The sequence below is a fragment of the Plantibacter elymi (nom. nud.) genome (genome assembly GCF_900177795.1).
Taxonomy (GTDB): domain Bacteria; phylum Actinomycetota; class Actinomycetes; order Actinomycetales; family Microbacteriaceae; genus Plantibacter; species Plantibacter elymi.
Genome location: NZ_FXWJ01000001.1, coordinates 700800 through 716167, shown reverse-complemented (window position 1 = coordinate 716167; position 15368 = coordinate 700800). Strand labels below are relative to the sequence as shown.

The following is a 15368-nucleotide window of genomic DNA, read 5'->3' as shown; positions in this document are numbered from 1 at the left end:
GACGTCCTTACGCTGCGGTCTTCTGCGACGAGCGGGCGGGGGCGTCCTGCCAGTCGTCGTTCACGTTGTGGGATCCGATGCTGTCGCGGCGCGACCGCAGGTAGATGGCGAGCGCGACACCCACGAGGATCGCGACCATGAGGATTCCGCCGATCGCCCCGCCCGCGAGGTGACCGACCCACCACATCACCGCACCCATGAGCGCGGCGGCCGGAAGGGTGATGACCCAGGCGACGACCATCCGGAGGGCCACCCGCCAGCGCACCTGCGCACCTGGCCGTCCGACCCCGGAGCCGAGGATCGATCCGGTCGCGACGTGCGTGGTGCTGAGGGCGAAGCCGAGGTGGCTCGAGGCGAGGATGACGGCGGCGGAGGAGCTCTCGGCTGCCATGCCCTGCGGCGTGTTCAACTCCACGATGCCCTTGCCGACGGTGCGGATGATCCGCCACCCGCCGATGTACGTACCGAGCGAGATCGCGAGGGCACACGCGAGCTTCACCCAGAGTGGGACCGACTCGGTGTCGTCCCAGCCGCCGGCCGCGATGAGCGCGAGGGTGATGACGCCCATCGTCTTCTGTGCGTCGTTCGTGCCGTGGGCGAGCGAGACGAGCGACGCGCTGCCGATCTGCCCGATCCGGAAGCCGCGGTGGAGACGCCCCTGGGCGAGGTTGCCGATGACGCGGAAGACGAGCCAGGTGCCGATCGCAGCCACCGCGCCGGCGAGCAACGGCGACATGAGCGCCGGGAGGATGACCTTGCCGACGACGCCGTCGAGCTTCGAGCCGTCACCGGCCCAGTTCACGCCGTTCAGGCCCAGGCCCGCGAGCGTCGAACCGATGAGACCGCCGAAGAGCGCGTGCGACGAGCTCGACGGCAGACCGAGCAACCAGGTGAGCAGGTTCCAGATGATGCCACCGATGAGCCCGGCGAGCACGATCAGCAGGAGCGCCGAGCCGCCTCCCTCGAGGAGCGCGGGATCAGGAGCTCCCGACGAGTCCTGGATCTTCACCACCGCGTTCGTGACGGTGAGCGCGACTTCGATGCTGAGGAACGCGCCCACGAGGTTCAGCACCGCTGAGAGGGTGACCGCGATCTTCGGCGACAGCGCACCGGTGGCGATGGAGGTCGCCATCGCGTTCGCGGTGTCGTGGAAGCCGTTGGTGAAGTCGAAGGCGAGTGCCGTGATCACGACGAGCGAGAGCAGGATGATGGGGTCCACGGCGACGAGCTTGCTCCTCGATCGCTGGATCGACAACGGGCGAGCGGGCGGATTCACCCGTTGTTCACGTTCCGTGGCGGGGACCGGAGGGCTGACGCGGAGATCGCCGTGGGTGACCGGGATGTCCGCGTCAGCGAACGGTGCGGGCCTCCTGCACGGGCAGAGGGCCGGTCACGCTGAGAGCGTCCTGCCAGCATTCGATCCCGCTGACTTCGGGCAACCGGTCACGGGCGAAGACCGGATCGAGGCCGGCGCGCCGCTGCGCGGAGTAGTCCTGCAACAGCTTGAACACGATGCCCGACAGCAGCCCGATGGCACATCCATCCGGAGCACGCTGCGTCTCAGCGGGTGGCGCACCGCCGAGGCCTCCGTCCGACATCGAGCATCGAGGACGGCGAGATCCGTTGGGAATCGCCGATTTTCTCGCCGACCCGAACGGTCACACCGCCTGGACGATGAGTGCGACACCGAATGCGACGATCAGACCGTTGCCGACGACGGCCGTCCACCTCCGAAAGGACGCGCCCGTCCTCCGCCGGAGCCCGGCTCCGAGCGCGACCAGCAGCGCCTGCCAGCCGAAGGATGCGAGCCCGACACCCACGATGAAGGCGACCGCCGTCGACCCCGATTCCGTGAAGTCGGCCAGCCCGGTCAGGATCGCCGCGAAGTACACCAGGGTGGCCGGGTTGATCGCCGTCAGACCGAGGAAGAGCAGGTAGCGCTGACGCGAGGTGCCCGAGCGCTCAGCGGGCGGTTCCCCGGCTGACGGCTTCGCACGGAGGCCCTGCAGGAGCCCGTGCGCTCCGAGCGCGATGACGGCGACACCACCGAGGAGCTGCGGCCAGGGAGACCATCCGCTCACGATGGGACCGGCGAGCGCACCGGCAGCGACGGCGGCCGCGCAGTACGACACGTCCACCGTCGCCACGGCGGCGGCGGCAGGCAGTCCACTGCGCAGCCCGCGCGTGATGCCCTCCTGCAGGAGCAGCATCCCGATCGCCCCGAGCGGCGCGGCCAGAGCGAGGCCGGCGACGGACCCGGCGAGGAGGGCGAGGAGGACATCCATGCCGACGACTCTGGTGCAGCGCACCGGTCCCGACAGTGCGTTCTCGCAGTGAGACGGCATACTGTGTCGCATGGACGATCTCGACAGTGCAATCATCGGCGTGCTGCAGCTGAACGCGAGGATATCGTTCAGTGAGCTCGGCCGTCAGATCGGGTTGAGCACGAATGCGACGGCGGCCCGTGTCCGTCGTCTGGAACACAGCGGCGTCATCACCGGGTACCGCGCGATCCTCGGCTCTGATGCCCCGGTCGCCGAGGACGGCCTGGAGGCGTTCATCGACGTCCGACTCGACCCTGCGCGCAAGTCGGAGGAGTTCCTGGAGTGGACCCGACGGATCCCCGAGATCAGAGACGCGGTGCACGTCACCGGCGCCTACGACTACCTCGTCCACATCCGCGTCGCCGGCACTGCCGCCCTCGACCGCCTCCTCCGCAACATGAAGAACGACGGAGGGGCGACCCACACGCAGACGCGGCTGGCGCTCCGGTAGGCGGGAACCACGCGCGCCGTCGCATCGCGCTACCGCGGCCTGTCTCTAGACCGGCGCGAGGGGTTCGCGGGCTCCGTCCGACAGCTCCACGGATATCGGATCACCCGGCTGTACAACGCCACCGACGAGTACGACGCCCATGACTCCCGTCTTGCGGACGGTGCGCCCCTCTGCGTCCGTACCGACGACCTGCTTGAGCAGGCCCGGTTCGAAGCGGTCGATCTGGACACACGGGTTCCGAAGCCCCGTCACCTCGACGACGGCGTCGGTCCCGAGTCGGAGCACTGCACCCGCGGGGAGGTCGAGGAGGTCCAGCCCCTCGGTGGTGATGTTCTCGCCCAGCTCGCCCGGAGTGAGGTCGGCGTCCACCTCCGCGAAGAGCTCCCGGTGGATGAGGTGGACCTGCCGGAGGTTGGGCTGCGTGGGATCGCGTCTCACCCGGGACCGATGCTGCACCGTCGCACCGAAATGCGCGTCCCCCTCGACGCCCAGCCCGGCGACGAGCGTGATCGCGTGCCGTCGCGGCTTGGAGAAACGGTGCTCATCGTCGCTGCTGACCGAGACGACACGGGCGATTGTCATCACCCCAGTCTGCATGGGGGAAGCGCGGAACTCCACAGGCCTCAGCGACCGACGGGCTCGTCGCCTGCATGGGCTCCGTAGAACTCGGACTGCCGCCGCATGAGCTCGCGCATCGACACCTCGGGTCCGACGCCGTACACGGTCCCGCCGAAGTCGAGCTGTCGCTGGATCGCCCAGATCTCATCGTGACGTTCGGGCGGGAGGATCGATGCCGGCGTCCCGACCGCGACCCATCCGATGGGAACAACGGCACCCGGCTCCAGCACGGTGTTGACCTGGACGACACCGTTGATCCGGACTTCGGCACCGTGCCCGACTCGGCTGCCGGGGAACAGCGAGGCACCCGTGGCGATGAACGCCTCGTCGGCCACCACGCTGCCGTTGACGTGCGTGTGCGGCCCGATCATGACGGCGGCTCCGATGAGCGCTGGGTGACCGGACCGTCCGCGGATCAGGGCGTGCTCCATGACGACGGTGTCCTCGCCGATGACGACCTCGCCGTCTTCGGCGGACACCACCGCACCGTGCAGGATCCGAGCACCCGCCTCGATCCTGACATCGCCCACGATCATGGCGGACGACGCGACGGTCGCGGTCTCGTGGATCGACGGTTCGCGGTCCCGGTGTCTGATCAGCATGCGCTCACGATAGCGAAGGCGCCCGGTCCCGGATGGTCAGCGGTGCAGGATCACCTGGTACAGGTTGTGGTCCTGCCAGGTGCCGGCGATCCGCAGGTACGACGGAGCCATGCCGATGTGCTCGAACCCGGCTTTGCGGAGCACCCGTTGCGAACCGTGGTTGTGCAGCAGGGTGCTCGCCTCGACCCGGTGCAGGCCGAGATCGTCGCGCGCCACCCGGACGATCGCCTGCACGGCCGCCGTCGCGAGGCCCTTACCCGCGTACTCCGCGTCCACCCAGTAGCCCAACCCGGCGTTCTGGAACGGGCCGCGGACGATCCCCGACACGTTGAACCGGCCCACGATGGTCGAGCCGTCGAACAGGCCGAGGGAGTATCCGGTCCCGGCGGCACTCGACGCGAGCTTGCTGGTGAGGTCCGCCGATTGCCCGGCTTCGGTGAAGAACTCGTCGGATCGAGCCGGCTCCCACGGCGCCAGATGGTCGCGGTTCCGCGAGTACGCCGCAGCGAGCTCCTTCGCATCGCCGAGCCCCAAGGGCCGCATGTCGACGCCGTCGGCGAGATTGATCACGGTGAACACCCGTCAACGGTAGTCGCCGCCGGGTGCACTCGACCACCCCGATGCGACGACCGTTTCCCGCCAGCTCAGGGTGACGCGACTGAGGAGGCTGAAGGGTGACCGCCTTGCTTCCCTGATGTCTGGACACCCGTGCCCCACTCCCATGTCGACATCGACCCCGCCATCCTCTACTTCGGGACACCCGTCGTGCTGCTCAGCACGGTGGACGCCGACGGCCGCCCGAACCTCGCCCCGATGTCGTCGGTCTTCTGGCTCGATCACACGGCCGTCCTGGGCATGGGGATGCGGTCGCAGACGGCGTCGAACCTGCTCGCGACCGGGGAGGTCGTGATGAATCTGCCGTCGGTCGCCCAGGTGGACGCCGTCGACCGTCTCGCGCTCACGACCGGCCGCGATCCGGTGCCCGCGGCCAAGCAGCAGGTCGGCTATCGGCACGCCGCCGACAAGTTCGCCCTCGCCGGCCTCACCGCCGTGCCGTCCACGACGGTCGGTCCCCCGCGGGTCGCCGAGTGCCCGGTGTCGCTGGAAGGCCGGGTGACCGCTGTCCATCCGCTCAACGTTGATGATCCAGCCGAGGCCGGTTCCGCCTCGACCTTCGAGGTGACCGTCACACGGGTGCACGTCCATCCCGGGATCCAGGACGCGGTCCACCCGAACCGGATCGACCCGCTGCGGTGGCGACCCCTGATCATGAGCTTCCAGAAGTTCTTCGGCCTTACCGACCAGGTGCACCCCTCGCGCCTCGCCACGATCGACGAGGAGTGGTACCGCTGACGGAGACTCAGCGGCTGGCGATGGGGTGGGCCGGGTACTCGCGCAGCACCAGGGCCGTGCTGACAGGACCGAACCGGCCGATGGCGTCGATGATCTGCTCGAGGCGTTCCGGCGAGGGCGCGTGCACATCGAGGACGAAACAGTCCTCGCCGGTCACTCGGTAGATCCGGTGGATCTCCGGCAGCTCGTCGAACTGGCTCAGTGACGCCTGGATCTGCGCGTGGGTCGTCCGGAGTCGGACGACGGCGTGCGTCGTGAGCCCGAGCTTCTGCGGCGACACCCGAGCTCCGTAGCCGGTGATGTACCCGGCGAGCTCGAGCTTGCGGACCCTCGCCGACACCGCCGGCTGGGACAGATGCACGAGCCGGGCGAGGTCGGTCATCGTGGTCCGCCCGTCGACCTGGAGCACGTCGAGGATCGTCTGATCCGTTCGATCGAAGGAAAGCGAAGCATCGTCCGTCATCTGCTTAGTAAACAACGGATGATGACGCTCCAGCTGCTGAGACCGAGGGTTCGACTGGCACGCTGAGGGCAGATCGCCCGACCACGACGAAGGAATCCCATGTCGATCATCGACCATGCCCGGGATCGGTGGATCCGACGACGCCCACTGGCAATCCCAGTGGGAGCGCGACACGCCTGCGATCCGCCGGTTCGCACCGGCTTCCTGGGACGAACCGGACCTCGACGACTGGTCCGCCGCCCTCGACCGAGCGGTGGCGGACGAACCGGCGATCCTGGTCGCGCACAGCCTCTCGTGTCTGCTGGCCGTCCGCTGGGCAGCGGCGAACCCTGCACGAGTCGCCGGGCTGTTCCTCGTCGCCGCCCCCGATCCCGACGGGCCGCGGTTCCCGAGGGTCGCCGCTGCGTTCGCCGAGGATCTCGATGTCCGGCCATCCGCACCCGCGCTGCTCGTGACCAGTGACGACGACCCGTACTGTTCGGAGGCACGCGCGGCCGGGTTCGCCGCGACGTGGGGCGTGCCTCGGATTACCATCGGGCGCCAGGGCCACGTGAACTCCGCCAGTGGACTCGGCGCCTGGCCGGAGGGCCGGCGACTGCTGACCGCGTTCAGCGCGGGGGTCGGGGGTCGCGAGCGGTCAGCAGCGACGTGAGGGCCTCGATCGCCGGTTCGAACCGCGCTCGCGACGGCGTGGCGAACCCGACGACGAGGGCCTCCGGGCGGTCGTGGCTCCGGGTGTAGCGCGCGAGGCGATGGACGCCGACGTGATCGGGTTGGGACTCGAGCCGGGACAGCACCGTCGGGGCGGCATCGCCGAGCGGAATGAGGCCGTGGAGACCGGCGGCAAGACCGGGGACCTCGAGACCGACGCTGCGCAGCGCCTGCTGGAGATGGGTGCGACGGCGGGCGTACTCGCGGCGCTGCCGGCGGATGTGACGCTCGTACTCGCCGGTCCTGATGAGGTCGGCGAGAGCCAGTTGGTTCAGCATCGGCGCTCCGCCCGTGAGCGCCTCGGACGCCTCGACGACCGGACGCACGAGGTCGCGCGGCAACACGAGCCACCCGAGGCGGAGGTCTGGAGCGAGGGTCTTGCTCACGCTGCCGGCGTAGACCACGCGCTCCGGTGCCGACCGTTGCAACGCGGCGACCGGGCGGCGGTCGAAGCGGAACTCGCCGTCGTAGTCGTCTTCGACGATGAGGCCTTCGTTCGCCATCGCCCAATCCACGACGAGTCGACGTCGCACCGGGGCCAACGCCCCACCCAGTGGGAACTGGTGCGACGGCGTCAGCACGACGGCGTCCGTGCGGGCATCGAGCCGACCGATGTCCGCGCCGTCCTCGTCCACGACGAGGTCGGACACGGTGAACCCCGACGTCGACCATGGGCGTTCGATGCCGAACAGCGACGGGTCCTCGATCGCCACGGACGACGCTCCGCCCGCAGCGAGCGCTGCCGCGAGGAGCGCGCTGGCAGTCCGGTACCCGGCGCAGATCACGATGGCGTCAGCGGTCGTCTCCACCCCGCGAGCGCGGGCGAGGTAGGAGGCGAGTTCGGAACGCAGCGCCATGCTGCCGGCACCGTCGGAGTCGACGTCGGCAGCTGCGGCGCCGGCGCGCCGGATGGCGGTGAGCCAACGCGCGCTCGGAAAGGACCCCGCCTCAGGTCGCCCCGGTCTGAGGTCGAACTCCGGCCCGGCACCCGCTGGCGTCCGGCTTTCGCTGTGGAGTGGCGCGACGCTGCGCGCGACGAATGTGCCCGCGCGGGCTCTGGCCTCGAGAACACCTTCGGCGACGAGGTCGTCGGTGACGGCCACGATCGTGTTGCGAGCCACCCCGAGCTCGAGCGCGAGTTCCCGGGACGACGGCAATCGCATACCGGGTCGGGCCCGTCCATCGGCGATCGCGGCCCGGATGGCGTGTTCGACGGCTCGGGTCTTCGGCAACGTCGGGTCCAGCTGGAGCATCAGGTCCACTGGACCAGGATATGCGACTCGTTCTGGCCCTCATCATCGGTCCACCGGCGAAATAGGGTCGAATCGTATCTTCTGGAAGGACGTGCTCATGCGGGTGTTCATCGCGGGCGGATCAGGCGTGCTCGGGCGCGCGCTCATCCCACTGCTCAGAGCAGCAGGCCACGAGGTGATCGCGACGACCCGGTCGCTCTCGAAGTTCGCGCGCGTCGCCGACACCGGGGCGACACCGTTCCTGCTGGACGTCCTCGACCGGACCGCGACGGTGCGGGCAGTGGTCGACACCCGGCCGGACGCGATCGTGCACCTCCTGACCGATCTGACCGCGGGAGACTCAGGGAGCAACGCACGATTGCGCACCGCGGGCACCCGTCACCTCGTCGACGCAGCTCACGAGGCCGGAACGTCACGGATGGTCGCGGAGAGCATCTCCTGGGTCCACTCCCCCTGTCGTGAGCCCGCGACGGAGTCCGATCCGCTCGATCTGGACGCACCGGAGCCCCGGCAGACGACGATCTCCGCGGTGCGTGCCCTCGAGAGCGCCGTGCAGGAGCTCCACGACGGCGGGGTCCTCCGGTTCGGCCAGCTCTACGGGCCCGGAACCTGGTATTCGACCGCCGGACGCTTCGGTGACGCCGCCCGTGCGGGCGAGCTCCCGGCCACGGAGACCGTCACCTCGTTCGTGCACACCTCCGACGCCGCCGCGGCGCTCCTGCTCGCGCTCGGATGGGGTCGCGGGACGTGGAACATCGTCGACGACGAGCCCGCCAGCGGCCACGAGTGGGTGCCGCGGTTCGCCGCTGCAGTCGGCGCGCCGCCGCCGACGTCATCGATCTCAGGCGACATCGGCCGGCCGGTGTCGAACGCGGCCGCCAGAGCGGCAGGTCTCACGTTGCGGTACCCGAGCTGGCGCGACGGGTTCTTCGCGTGAAGCGGCGCCGATTCCGTCGCGGATCCTGGCGGCAGGCCGTCGTCACCCTCGCCGGGGTCCTACCGATGAGCGTCGCGTTGAACATCGGCCTCGACCCGCTCACCAGTGACTGGCCCCGCTTGGCCACGGTCGTCGCCAACGCGACCGTCCTCGTCGTGTCCCTCACGTGGGTCCTCCTACCGGCGCTCTATTGGGCGACGGGCGGGTGGGCCGCACCGCACCCGACTCCGTCAGCCGACCTCGCGGAGCCTGGACGCGACGTCGCAGACGTTCTGTCGCCGTGATCAGGCGCCACCGGTGCTCGATGCGGCGGGCCGCGCTCGGTGGTGGCGCTGCCAGTCGACTGACGCGACGCCGTTCAGGACGCTCAGCACGGTCCGTTCGGCCAGGCCGTCGTCGATCGGCTGGTGCCCGAAGAAGGCGCGGTAGTAGAGCGGGGCCGCCAGGAGGTCGAGCGTGAGTTCCATGTCGAGGCCGCCCTGGATGTCGCCACGCTCGACCGCGTGCTCGAGCACCGCACGCGAGGTCGCCCGGCGAGCCTCGAAGTAGTCACGGCGGAAGACCTCACGCAACGCCGGGTCCGCCTCGAGGTCGGACACGAGCCCCGGAAGCGCCCGGGTGATCGGGGAACCCTGGAAGGCGTCCGCCAGGGTGGAGATGCCGGTGATCAGGTCGCAGTGGACGCACCCGGTGTCTGGCCTCCGCGCCGTGCGGGCGTCGGGCAGACTGGAACCGTGACCCGAGCCGACACCACCCGAGCAGCCCTCCTCCGCGACCGCATCGTCCAGCAGATCGCTGAGCAGGGCTTCGCCGCGCACGGCCTGCACGTGCTCGCCGGTGACGACGAAGCCGAGCATCGCTGGACCGAGGACGTCCGAGAGGACATCCACTCCGCAGCGAAGGGCGTCTGTGTGCTCGCCGCCGGCCTCGCCATCGACGACGGCCTCATCACGATGGACACCACGCTGGGCGCCGTGTTCCCGGAAGCCGACTTCGGCGAGGGCACCGCCGACGTCACCCTCCGCCACCTCCTGAACATGACGAGCGGCGTCGACCTCCCCTGGTCACCGACCCTGCTGTCCGACTGGCCGGACCTGGCGCTCGAGTTCTTGAGCAGGCCGTCCCGCGGTCGCGTCTTCCAGTACTCGAACGCCAGCACCTACACGGCGATGCGCGCGCTCGAGACCCGGGTCGGTGACGTCGGCGACTACCTCGAGCAGCGACTCCTGGCCCCGCTCGGCATCCACGACGCACCCTGGGAGCGATGCCCCCGCGGATTCATCGCATCCGGCGGCGGGCTGCAGCTCCGCACCACGGAACTCGCCCGCATCGGACGACTCATCCGCGACCGCGGCCGGTGGGGAGGCGAACAGCTCCTGTCGCCGGAGTGGATCGACGCCATGCACGCCGACTGGGTGACCTCCGGAACCGGCGCCGGGTACGAACGGTATGCGCTCGCCGGATGGGACGGTCCAGGCGAGGCCTGGCGACTCCACGGCGCATACGGGCAGCTCGTCGTCTTCGCCGGCGACGCCGTGGTCACCATCACCGCCGAGGACCACGAGGGGGCCGACCGCATCGCGGCCTCCGTGTCCTCGTTCCTCACCGACACCACGGGCTGAGCCCGGCTGCGGGCGCGGGTCAGCTTCCGGCGCGGAGCACTCCCGCCGCCGCTTCGACGGTCGAGACGAATGTGGCGCCGACGCTCCGGTGCCCCGACCGGATCTCCTGTTGCGGAGCGTCGGAAAGCACGACCACGTCGATGTCGAGGATGCGACAGACACGCGCCTTGTACGCGATGTCGACGCGGTCCCCGGCTCGCGGGCACAACACGACCGCGCTCGGCGGGAAGCGCTCGTTCGTGAGCATCTCGCCCCAGGACGACGCCGCGATCGTCACCTGCAGATCAGGTGCGTGGGAGCCGAGCCACGACACGGCAGACGCGCGGGCGCGGTCGTCACTGTCCAGTACGCCGATCGTTCGCATCGATACCTCGTCACTCGTCACCGCATCCGGAGTCATACCCCGATGGTGTCGGCGCCATCCGTAAGATACCAGCGCCAGGACCGCCCGCAGAGCACGGGATCCGAACCCCACCGCACCACCCACCCACGCCTCATGCGGACCGTCCACCACGGGCGGCTCAGGATGCTTGCGCCCCACAGGCCTGGCGGGCACGATGGATGGGTACCGCGGTGTCGTGGTGATCGTCGAAGCCCAGGCCGACTTGTCTGCCGACCGATCCCCCGCTCCGCCTCGGAGGCATCGTCCATGACGACTGCTCGCTCAATCCCGCCATCCATCCTCGGCCCCGTCTGCGCAGCCGCCAGCCGGTATCGCGGTGTCCTCGTCCGGCCCGGGGCGCCGCAGTTCTTCCTCGCTGCGGCCCTCGCCCGGCTCGGCGTCGCCATGACCGGACTCGGGCTGCTGTTCTCGATCCAGCACGCGACGGGGTCGTTCGCGGTCGCAGGTGCGGGGACGGGGGCGTTCGCCCTCGCCGAGGCGGTGGTCGGTCCGCAGATCGCACGACTCATCGACCGGTGGGGCCAGACGGCGACCGTTCCGGTAGCCGTGCTCGTGCACGTCAGTGCAGTCATCGTCGCGATCACCACTGCAGGACATGCGCCGATCGGCATCACCCTGGCGACCGTCGTCATCGCGGGCGCCGCGATCCCGCAGCCCGGCGCCCTATCGGCGGCACGCTGGTCGCGGCTCCTCCCGGAGCCCGCAGCGCTCCGGACCGCCTTCTCCCTCGAGGCGAACGTGAACGACGTCGTGTTCCTGTCGGGACCGATCCTCGCCACGCTGGCCAGCACCCTTCTGGCACCGTGGGCCGGGTCCGTGGTAGCGGCGATCCTCGTGGCTGCCGGCTGTGTCGCACTCTCCCTCCAACGCTCCACCGCACCGATACCGCGACGTCGAACGGACCGCGGGGCCGACACCCACCGATCCACCCTCCTCGCCCCGCCGTTCCTCGCGGCGCTCGGGGTGAACCTCGGGCTGGGGTGCTTCTTCGGTGCGGTGCCGCTCCTCGTCACGGCGGCGGCGACGGCGGAGGGACGGCAACCGTTCATCGGACTCGTCCTCGCGCTCTCCAGCGCTGCGAGCATCGTCGCCGGCGCGCTGTACGGTGCGCTGCGATCGACCCCGTGACCGCAGACCGTACAGCTGATCGCGTCCGTCGTCCTCACGCTCGCCGTCCTCGTCGGCGCCGTCTGGCCGACCCTGCTCGGCCAGGCGATCATGCTCCTCGTCGGCGGGACCGCGATCGCACCGCTGCTCGCCTCCTCCTCGCAGATCGTGCAGGCGACGGTCGTCCCACGGGAACTGACGCAGGGCTTCACCTGGATCAACTCGGCCTCCGCCGCGGGTATCGCGGCGAGCGCCGCGTCAACCGGTTGGCTCGTGGCACAGGAAGGCGTCCAGGCCGCGATGCCGCCGCTCATGATCCTCGTCCTGATCGCGGTCGCGTCCGCAGGGTTCGCGCAAGCGGGAGTGAAGGCGGGCCGACGTCGCGAAGATGTCTCGCGGGGGCCTCACCAGTGAGGCCCGAGGACTGTCAGCTGGGGATGCGACGTCGACCAGACCTCACCGTAGACCAAGCCACCGACACCGGGGTTCCTGTCCAGCGGCAGGGAATCATCGACCGTGAGGCGGCAGATCGGTACCGTGGGTCACAACCGAGCGGGTCCACTCAGCGGAGGTACGTGCGATGTCTCAGAAGAAGCAAGCCGACAAGAAGCAGACGGACAAGAAGCGGGCCAGCACGAAGCAGGCCGAGAAGCAGGCCAAGAAGCTGGCAGCTGAACAGCGGGCAGTGGAGCAGAAGCTCCGGCGCGGAGCTGAGAAAGCGGTCGCCCGTGCCGAAGCCGCAGTGGAGGCCGCCCGAGACGCCGTCCGCACCTCCAGCAAGCAGCTGCGGAAGCAGGTCTCGGCGCTGGCGAAACGGACCGAGAAGCTCGCCGTCAAGCACGAGCAGTCCGTTCGCGAGTTGACGCAGCAGCAGGCCCGCGCACATGCGGCGCTCGCGACGCATGCAGCGGCCACCGGACCGGACGCACGACCCACACCGCAGCTCACTCCGCCGCTGCCGAAGCCCGCTGGCGCGGTGCCGACGCTGATCGAACTGCGCGAGCTCGCGAAGGAACAGCGGATCGTCGGTTACTCCCGCATGAACAAGGCCACCCTCCTCGAGCGGGTCGACCTGGCGAACCGGGCGTGAAGGTCCTCGCGGTCTACAGCACCAAAGGTGGCGTCGGGAAGACGACAGCAGCGGTGAACCTGGCCTGGGAGGCTGCGAAGGACGCGCGGGTCCTGCTCTGGGACCTCGATCCGCAGGGCGCAGCCACCTTCCTGCTGAACGTGAAGCCCAAGGTGAAGGGCGGTGTCGGCGCCCTCGTCGGCGGGCAGCACAAGGTCTCCGGCGCCATCCGCTCGACCGTGTACGAACGCCTCGACGTCCTGCCGGCGGACGCGAGCTACCGCGACCTCGACCTCGTGTTCGACCAGGCGAAGAAGTCGGAACGACGGGTGGCGAAGATCATCGAGCAGATCGAGGACGACTACGACCTCGTGATCCTGGACTGCCCGCCCGGAGCGTCACTCGTCGCGGAGAACGCCGTCACCGCCGCCGACGCCATCGTGGTCCCGCTCGTGCCCTCCCCGCTGTCGATGCGTTCGCTCGACCAGGTGACCGAGTTCGTCTCGGAATCCTCGTCGCGGGCACCCGTCGTCGCGTTCCTGTCGATGGTCGATCGGCGCAAGACCCAGCACCGAGTAGCCGTGGACGAACTCCCCAGGGAGCGGAAGTCGGTGATCGACGTCGTCATCCCGTCCACCGTGCATCTCGAGCGCATGGGGTCCGAGCGCGCACCGGTGGGCAGCTACGCGCCGGCCACCGAGGCAGCCCGAGCCTATGCCGCCCTCTGGCAGCGAGTACGGGCTGTCGTGAAGCTGCGCACGGAGACGACGACTCCGAGGCGCAAGCGCTGACCCGGACGACGTCTCAGCGGTCGAGTGCCTGCGCACCACGAACCGGTACTCCCGCGGCGTGCAGGCGACCCCGAAGGTCGTCGACCGTCGTGAACCGGTGCGTGGACATCGACAGGCGTGCTGCTCCGGCGAGCTTCGCTGCCGAGTCATCGGTGAAGAACACGTCCTCGCCCCGCACCTCCAGTGCATCGAGCACATGCTGGAACGCTCGGACGTCGGGTTTCGCGAAGCCGGTGTCCGCAGAGTTGAAGATCGCGTCGAAGTGGTCGGCGATGCCCGAGGCTGCGAGTTCAGCAGCGATGGTGTCCGTGCCGTTCGTGAGCACCGCAGTCGTCAAGCCCGCGGTTCGGATCTCGTCGGACAGGTCCAGCAGCGCGTGGTCGACCGACCATGTCTGAGCGCCCCATTCCTCCGCCGCCGAGTGGTCACCGACGAGGTGTCCGATCCGGCTGACCCATTCGGCTCTCGTGATCCGGCCGGTGGTGACCTCGTCGATGAGCGGCGCCGCGAAGGCGATCCCGGCGAGCACCCCAGGCTGGAGTCCGTACCTGGCCTCGATGTCGGACACCTGCGCCGGATCGAAGTGTCGGATCACGCCGTCGAGGTCGAACAGGACGACGCGGATCACGACTCGACCCGTTCCTCGCTGCCCGCCGACTCATGCCCAGGAGCGTCGGCGATGACGCGATCGATCCAGTCACGTCGCGGCAGCGTCAGGATCTCGTCCCGAGCGAACCAGCCGAGTTCGAGGAGCTCCTCGGGATCCGCGGTCGCTTCGCTGAGCAGCTCGCAGTCGTAAGCGGTGGTCACGTACCCGACGTGGTCGCCGTTCGGGTAGCGCACCATCATCGGTTCGCCGCCGTACACCCCGACGATCCCGCGGACGCGGACCCGGGCGCCGGTCTCCTCGAGGACCTCGCGCAGGAGGGCGTCGGCGGGTTCCTCACCCGGCTCGACGCCGCCGCCGATCAGGCTCCAGAGGCCGGAGTGGTGATGGCGACCGAGGAGGAACCGGTCCCCGTCCCTGATCACCGCGGTGACCCCGGGGAGCATGAGGAACCCGGTCCCGATGTGGGCGCGGATCGAGGCGACGTAGTCGGACATCGGCATGCGGGGAGTCTACGGAACCGGTCTGACCGGAACGTGTCAGTCGGCGTGCTCCGGCGGCCACACCACGGCGAAGTACTCGAAGACGATGTCCTCGGACTCCGACCACGCCGCACCCCGGGCCGCGCTGGTCCGCTCCCAGTAGCGTCGGTGTTCGCGCTGCCAGCTCTCGAGCGTGCGGTCGTCCTCACCTTCGGCGAACGCGAACGCGGCGTCTGCACTCGCGAACGGTCCGATGCGCAGCGCGGTGCTGCGGATGATGATCCGCGGGGCCCCGGTACTGTCGCACGCGATCCAGTGCGACCCGATCCGCGGGAGCGGGTCCCCGCGGTGCGCGAACTCCGAGACGAGTTCGGCGGTGGCCCGCTTCCGCCCGGTCAGGACGATGTCGAGCAGTTCGTCGGCCAGCCCGGCCGTGTCGCCGAAGTGCTCGACCGTGTAGTCGGCGTCGTCCAGTCCCGCGCCGCCGCGATGCTCGGTGTACGCCTGCCACATCGCAGTCGCAGCGTCATGGTCGGGCGACGCGACCGGTGCTGCGTCGTTCGGGGAGTTCATAC

At 69.7% G+C, this 15368-nt stretch carries 23 protein-coding genes; 10 read left to right on the top strand and 13 right to left on the bottom strand.

All coding sequences use genetic code 11. The features are described 5' to 3' along the window. Window positions 1-7: 7 nt before the first annotated feature. The 3 genes from CCK91_RS03480 to CCK91_RS03470 all read right to left on the bottom strand — a co-directional run bounded on the left by CCK91_RS03480 (window position 8) and on the right by CCK91_RS03470 (window position 2285). On the bottom strand, window positions 8-1219 hold the full coding sequence (locus CCK91_RS03480) for an inorganic phosphate transporter (RefSeq protein WP_086473150.1): 1212 nt from the start codon (window positions 1217-1219) through the stop codon (window positions 8-10). Window positions 1220-1349: 130 nt separating this feature from the next. Further along, window positions 1350-1511, bottom strand: a complete 162-nt coding sequence (locus tag CCK91_RS03475) for a hypothetical protein (RefSeq protein ID WP_242664244.1) — start codon at window positions 1509-1511, stop codon at window positions 1350-1352. A gap of 147 nt (window positions 1512-1658) precedes the next feature. Then, window positions 1659-2285, bottom strand: coding sequence for a LysE family transporter (locus CCK91_RS03470; RefSeq protein WP_165766976.1), 627 nt, complete (start codon window positions 2283-2285; stop codon window positions 1659-1661). Between the two features lie 70 nt (window positions 2286-2355). Here CCK91_RS03470 and CCK91_RS03465 point away from each other — a divergent pair, with 70 nt between their 5' ends. Further along, entirely contained in the window at window positions 2356-2775 is a 420-nt protein-coding gene (locus tag CCK91_RS03465) for an Lrp/AsnC family transcriptional regulator (RefSeq protein ID WP_086472870.1), read from the top strand. A gap of 45 nt (window positions 2776-2820) precedes the next feature. Here the strand turns inward: CCK91_RS03465 and CCK91_RS03460 are convergent, their stop codons facing one another. Genes CCK91_RS03460 through CCK91_RS03450 form a run of 3 tightly spaced genes read right to left on the bottom strand, consistent with a single transcriptional unit; the run spans window position 2821 to window position 4538 of the window. Further along, on the bottom strand, window positions 2821-3357 hold the full coding sequence (locus tag CCK91_RS03460) for an MOSC domain-containing protein (protein WP_086472869.1): 537 nt from the start codon (window positions 3355-3357) through the stop codon (window positions 2821-2823). A gap of 41 nt (window positions 3358-3398) precedes the next feature. After that, window positions 3399-3995, bottom strand: a complete 597-nt coding sequence (locus CCK91_RS03455) for a gamma carbonic anhydrase family protein (protein ID WP_086472868.1) — start codon at window positions 3993-3995, stop codon at window positions 3399-3401. Window positions 3996-4031: 36 nt separating this feature from the next. Next, complete coding sequence (locus CCK91_RS03450) at window positions 4032-4538, bottom strand: GNAT family N-acetyltransferase (protein WP_086473149.1); 507 nt, start codon at window positions 4536-4538, stop codon at window positions 4032-4034. 165 nt (window positions 4539-4703) lie between these two features. Between CCK91_RS03450 and CCK91_RS03445 the strand changes: the two genes are divergently transcribed. Further along, the gene (locus tag CCK91_RS03445) at window positions 4704-5348 is read left to right on the top strand and encodes a flavin reductase family protein (RefSeq protein ID WP_086472867.1); all 645 of its coding nucleotides are present in this window, start codon (window positions 4704-4706) and stop codon (window positions 5346-5348) included. Window positions 5349-5355: 7 nt separating this feature from the next. On the opposite strand, the gene CCK91_RS03440 is transcribed toward CCK91_RS03445, so the two are convergent. Beyond that, window positions 5356-5811 (bottom strand): Lrp/AsnC family transcriptional regulator, encoded by a 456-nt coding sequence (locus CCK91_RS03440; RefSeq protein WP_086472866.1) that lies wholly within the window; start codon window positions 5809-5811, stop codon window positions 5356-5358. 115 nt (window positions 5812-5926) lie between these two features. On the opposite strand from CCK91_RS03440, the gene CCK91_RS03435 reads away from it, so the two are divergent. After that, the gene (locus tag CCK91_RS03435; RefSeq protein ID WP_086472865.1) at window positions 5927-6463 is read left to right on the top strand and encodes an RBBP9/YdeN family alpha/beta hydrolase; all 537 of its coding nucleotides are present in this window, start codon (window positions 5927-5929) and stop codon (window positions 6461-6463) included. On the opposite strand, the gene pdxR is transcribed toward CCK91_RS03435, so the two are convergent. Beyond that, window positions 6420-7775 (bottom strand): MocR-like pyridoxine biosynthesis transcription factor PdxR, encoded by a 1356-nt coding sequence (gene pdxR / locus CCK91_RS03430; RefSeq protein ID WP_242664379.1) that lies wholly within the window; start codon window positions 7773-7775, stop codon window positions 6420-6422. The genes CCK91_RS03435 and pdxR overlap by 44 nt on opposite strands. 97 nt (window positions 7776-7872) lie before the next feature. On the opposite strand from pdxR, the gene CCK91_RS03425 reads away from it, so the two are divergent. Together CCK91_RS03425 and CCK91_RS03420 are read left to right on the top strand one after the other, a co-directional pair. Further along, complete coding sequence (locus CCK91_RS03425) at window positions 7873-8712, top strand: NAD-dependent epimerase/dehydratase family protein (protein ID WP_086472863.1); 840 nt, start codon at window positions 7873-7875, stop codon at window positions 8710-8712. Further along, entirely contained in the window at window positions 8709-8996 is a 288-nt protein-coding gene (locus tag CCK91_RS03420; RefSeq protein ID WP_086472862.1) for a hypothetical protein, read from the top strand. Before CCK91_RS03425 ends, CCK91_RS03420 begins: the two co-directional genes overlap by 4 nt. On the opposite strand, the gene CCK91_RS19900 is transcribed toward CCK91_RS03420, so the two are convergent. Beyond that, on the bottom strand, window positions 8997-9530 hold the full coding sequence (locus tag CCK91_RS19900; protein WP_242664243.1) for a TetR-like C-terminal domain-containing protein: 534 nt from the start codon (window positions 9528-9530) through the stop codon (window positions 8997-8999). Between CCK91_RS19900 and CCK91_RS03410 the strand changes: the two genes are divergently transcribed. After that, window positions 9447-10334, top strand: a complete 888-nt coding sequence (locus tag CCK91_RS03410; protein WP_086473147.1) for a serine hydrolase domain-containing protein — start codon at window positions 9447-9449, stop codon at window positions 10332-10334. The two genes, CCK91_RS19900 and CCK91_RS03410, sit on opposite strands and share 84 nt — an antisense overlap. Before the next feature lie 19 nt (window positions 10335-10353). Here CCK91_RS03410 and CCK91_RS03405 read toward each other — a convergent pair whose 3' ends face one another. Next, window positions 10354-10698: a hypothetical protein gene (locus CCK91_RS03405; RefSeq protein ID WP_133059923.1), complete on the bottom strand. Its 345-nt coding sequence runs from the start codon at window positions 10696-10698 to the stop codon at window positions 10354-10356. Between the two features lie 285 nt (window positions 10699-10983). On the opposite strand from CCK91_RS03405, the gene CCK91_RS03400 reads away from it, so the two are divergent. The 4 genes from CCK91_RS03400 (at window position 10984) to CCK91_RS03385 (ending at window position 13704) form a co-directional block, all read left to right on the top strand. Continuing rightward, window positions 10984-11865, top strand: a complete 882-nt coding sequence (locus CCK91_RS03400; RefSeq protein ID WP_086472860.1) for a hypothetical protein — start codon at window positions 10984-10986, stop codon at window positions 11863-11865. A gap of 90 nt (window positions 11866-11955) precedes the next feature. Then, window positions 11956-12258, top strand: coding sequence for a hypothetical protein (locus CCK91_RS03395; RefSeq protein ID WP_086472859.1), 303 nt, complete (start codon window positions 11956-11958; stop codon window positions 12256-12258). A 166-nt stretch (window positions 12259-12424) separates the two neighbouring features. Continuing rightward, window positions 12425-12934, top strand: a complete 510-nt coding sequence (locus CCK91_RS03390; protein WP_086472858.1) for a hypothetical protein — start codon at window positions 12425-12427, stop codon at window positions 12932-12934. Beyond that, a complete protein-coding gene (locus CCK91_RS03385) occupies window positions 12931-13704 on the top strand; it encodes a ParA family protein (RefSeq protein ID WP_086472857.1) in 774 nt (257 codons plus the stop codon). The genes CCK91_RS03390 and CCK91_RS03385 overlap by 4 nt, the downstream gene beginning before the upstream one ends. Before the next feature lie 13 nt (window positions 13705-13717). Here the strand turns inward: CCK91_RS03385 and CCK91_RS03380 are convergent, their stop codons facing one another. The 3 genes from CCK91_RS03380 to CCK91_RS03370 are packed head-to-tail and all read right to left on the bottom strand — an operon-like array spanning window position 13718 to window position 15366. After that, complete coding sequence (locus CCK91_RS03380) at window positions 13718-14332, bottom strand: HAD-IA family hydrolase (protein ID WP_086472856.1); 615 nt, start codon at window positions 14330-14332, stop codon at window positions 13718-13720. Further along, window positions 14329-14814: an NUDIX domain-containing protein gene (locus CCK91_RS03375; protein WP_165766975.1), complete on the bottom strand. Its 486-nt coding sequence runs from the start codon at window positions 14812-14814 to the stop codon at window positions 14329-14331. The genes CCK91_RS03380 and CCK91_RS03375 overlap by 4 nt, the downstream gene beginning before the upstream one ends. Before the next feature lie 36 nt (window positions 14815-14850). After that, window positions 14851-15366 carry an ASCH domain-containing protein gene (locus tag CCK91_RS03370; protein ID WP_207568172.1) on the bottom strand — a complete coding sequence of 172 codons (516 nt, stop codon included), beginning with the start codon at window positions 15364-15366 and terminating at the stop codon, window positions 14851-14853. Between the last annotated feature and the right edge of the window lie 2 nt (window positions 15367-15368).

What these genes read in the sequence shown, in the direction of transcription:
- CCK91_RS03470 (WP_165766976.1), bottom strand. Translation starts at nt 2,285, where the DNA reads ATGGATGTCCTCCTCGCCCTCCTCGCCGGGTCCGTCGCCGGCCTCGCT.
- CCK91_RS03465 (WP_086472870.1), top strand. Translation starts at nt 2,356, where the DNA reads ATGGACGATCTCGACAGTGCAATCATCGGCGTGCTGCAGCTGAACGCG.
- CCK91_RS03460 (WP_086472869.1), bottom strand. Translation starts at nt 3,357, where the DNA reads ATGACAATCGCCCGTGTCGTCTCGGTCAGCAGCGACGATGAGCACCGT.
- CCK91_RS03455 (WP_086472868.1), bottom strand. Translation starts at nt 3,995, where the DNA reads ATGCTGATCAGACACCGGGACCGCGAACCGTCGATCCACGAGACCGCG.
- CCK91_RS03450 (WP_086473149.1), bottom strand. Translation starts at nt 4,538, where the DNA reads ATGCGGCCCTTGGGGCTCGGCGATGCGAAGGAGCTCGCTGCGGCGTAC.
- CCK91_RS03440 (WP_086472866.1), bottom strand. Translation starts at nt 5,811, where the DNA reads ATGACGGACGATGCTTCGCTTTCCTTCGATCGAACGGATCAGACGATC.
- CCK91_RS03435 (WP_086472865.1), top strand. Translation starts at nt 5,927, where the DNA reads ATGCCCGGGATCGGTGGATCCGACGACGCCCACTGGCAATCCCAGTGG.
- pdxR (WP_242664379.1), bottom strand. Translation starts at nt 7,775, where the DNA reads ATGCTCCAGCTGGACCCGACGTTGCCGAAGACCCGAGCCGTCGAACAC.
- CCK91_RS03425 (WP_086472863.1), top strand. Translation starts at nt 7,873, where the DNA reads ATGCGGGTGTTCATCGCGGGCGGATCAGGCGTGCTCGGGCGCGCGCTC.
- CCK91_RS03405 (WP_133059923.1), bottom strand. Translation starts at nt 10,698, where the DNA reads ATGCGAACGATCGGCGTACTGGACAGTGACGACCGCGCCCGCGCGTCT.
- CCK91_RS03400 (WP_086472860.1), top strand. Translation starts at nt 10,984, where the DNA reads ATGACGACTGCTCGCTCAATCCCGCCATCCATCCTCGGCCCCGTCTGC.
- CCK91_RS03395 (WP_086472859.1), top strand. Translation starts at nt 11,956, where the DNA reads ATGCTCCTCGTCGGCGGGACCGCGATCGCACCGCTGCTCGCCTCCTCC.
- CCK91_RS03390 (WP_086472858.1), top strand. Translation starts at nt 12,425, where the DNA reads ATGTCTCAGAAGAAGCAAGCCGACAAGAAGCAGACGGACAAGAAGCGG.
- CCK91_RS03375 (WP_165766975.1), bottom strand. Translation starts at nt 14,814, where the DNA reads ATGCCGATGTCCGACTACGTCGCCTCGATCCGCGCCCACATCGGGACC.
- CCK91_RS03370 (WP_207568172.1), bottom strand. Translation starts at nt 15,366, where the DNA reads ATGAACTCCCCGAACGACGCAGCACCGGTCGCGTCGCCCGACCATGAC.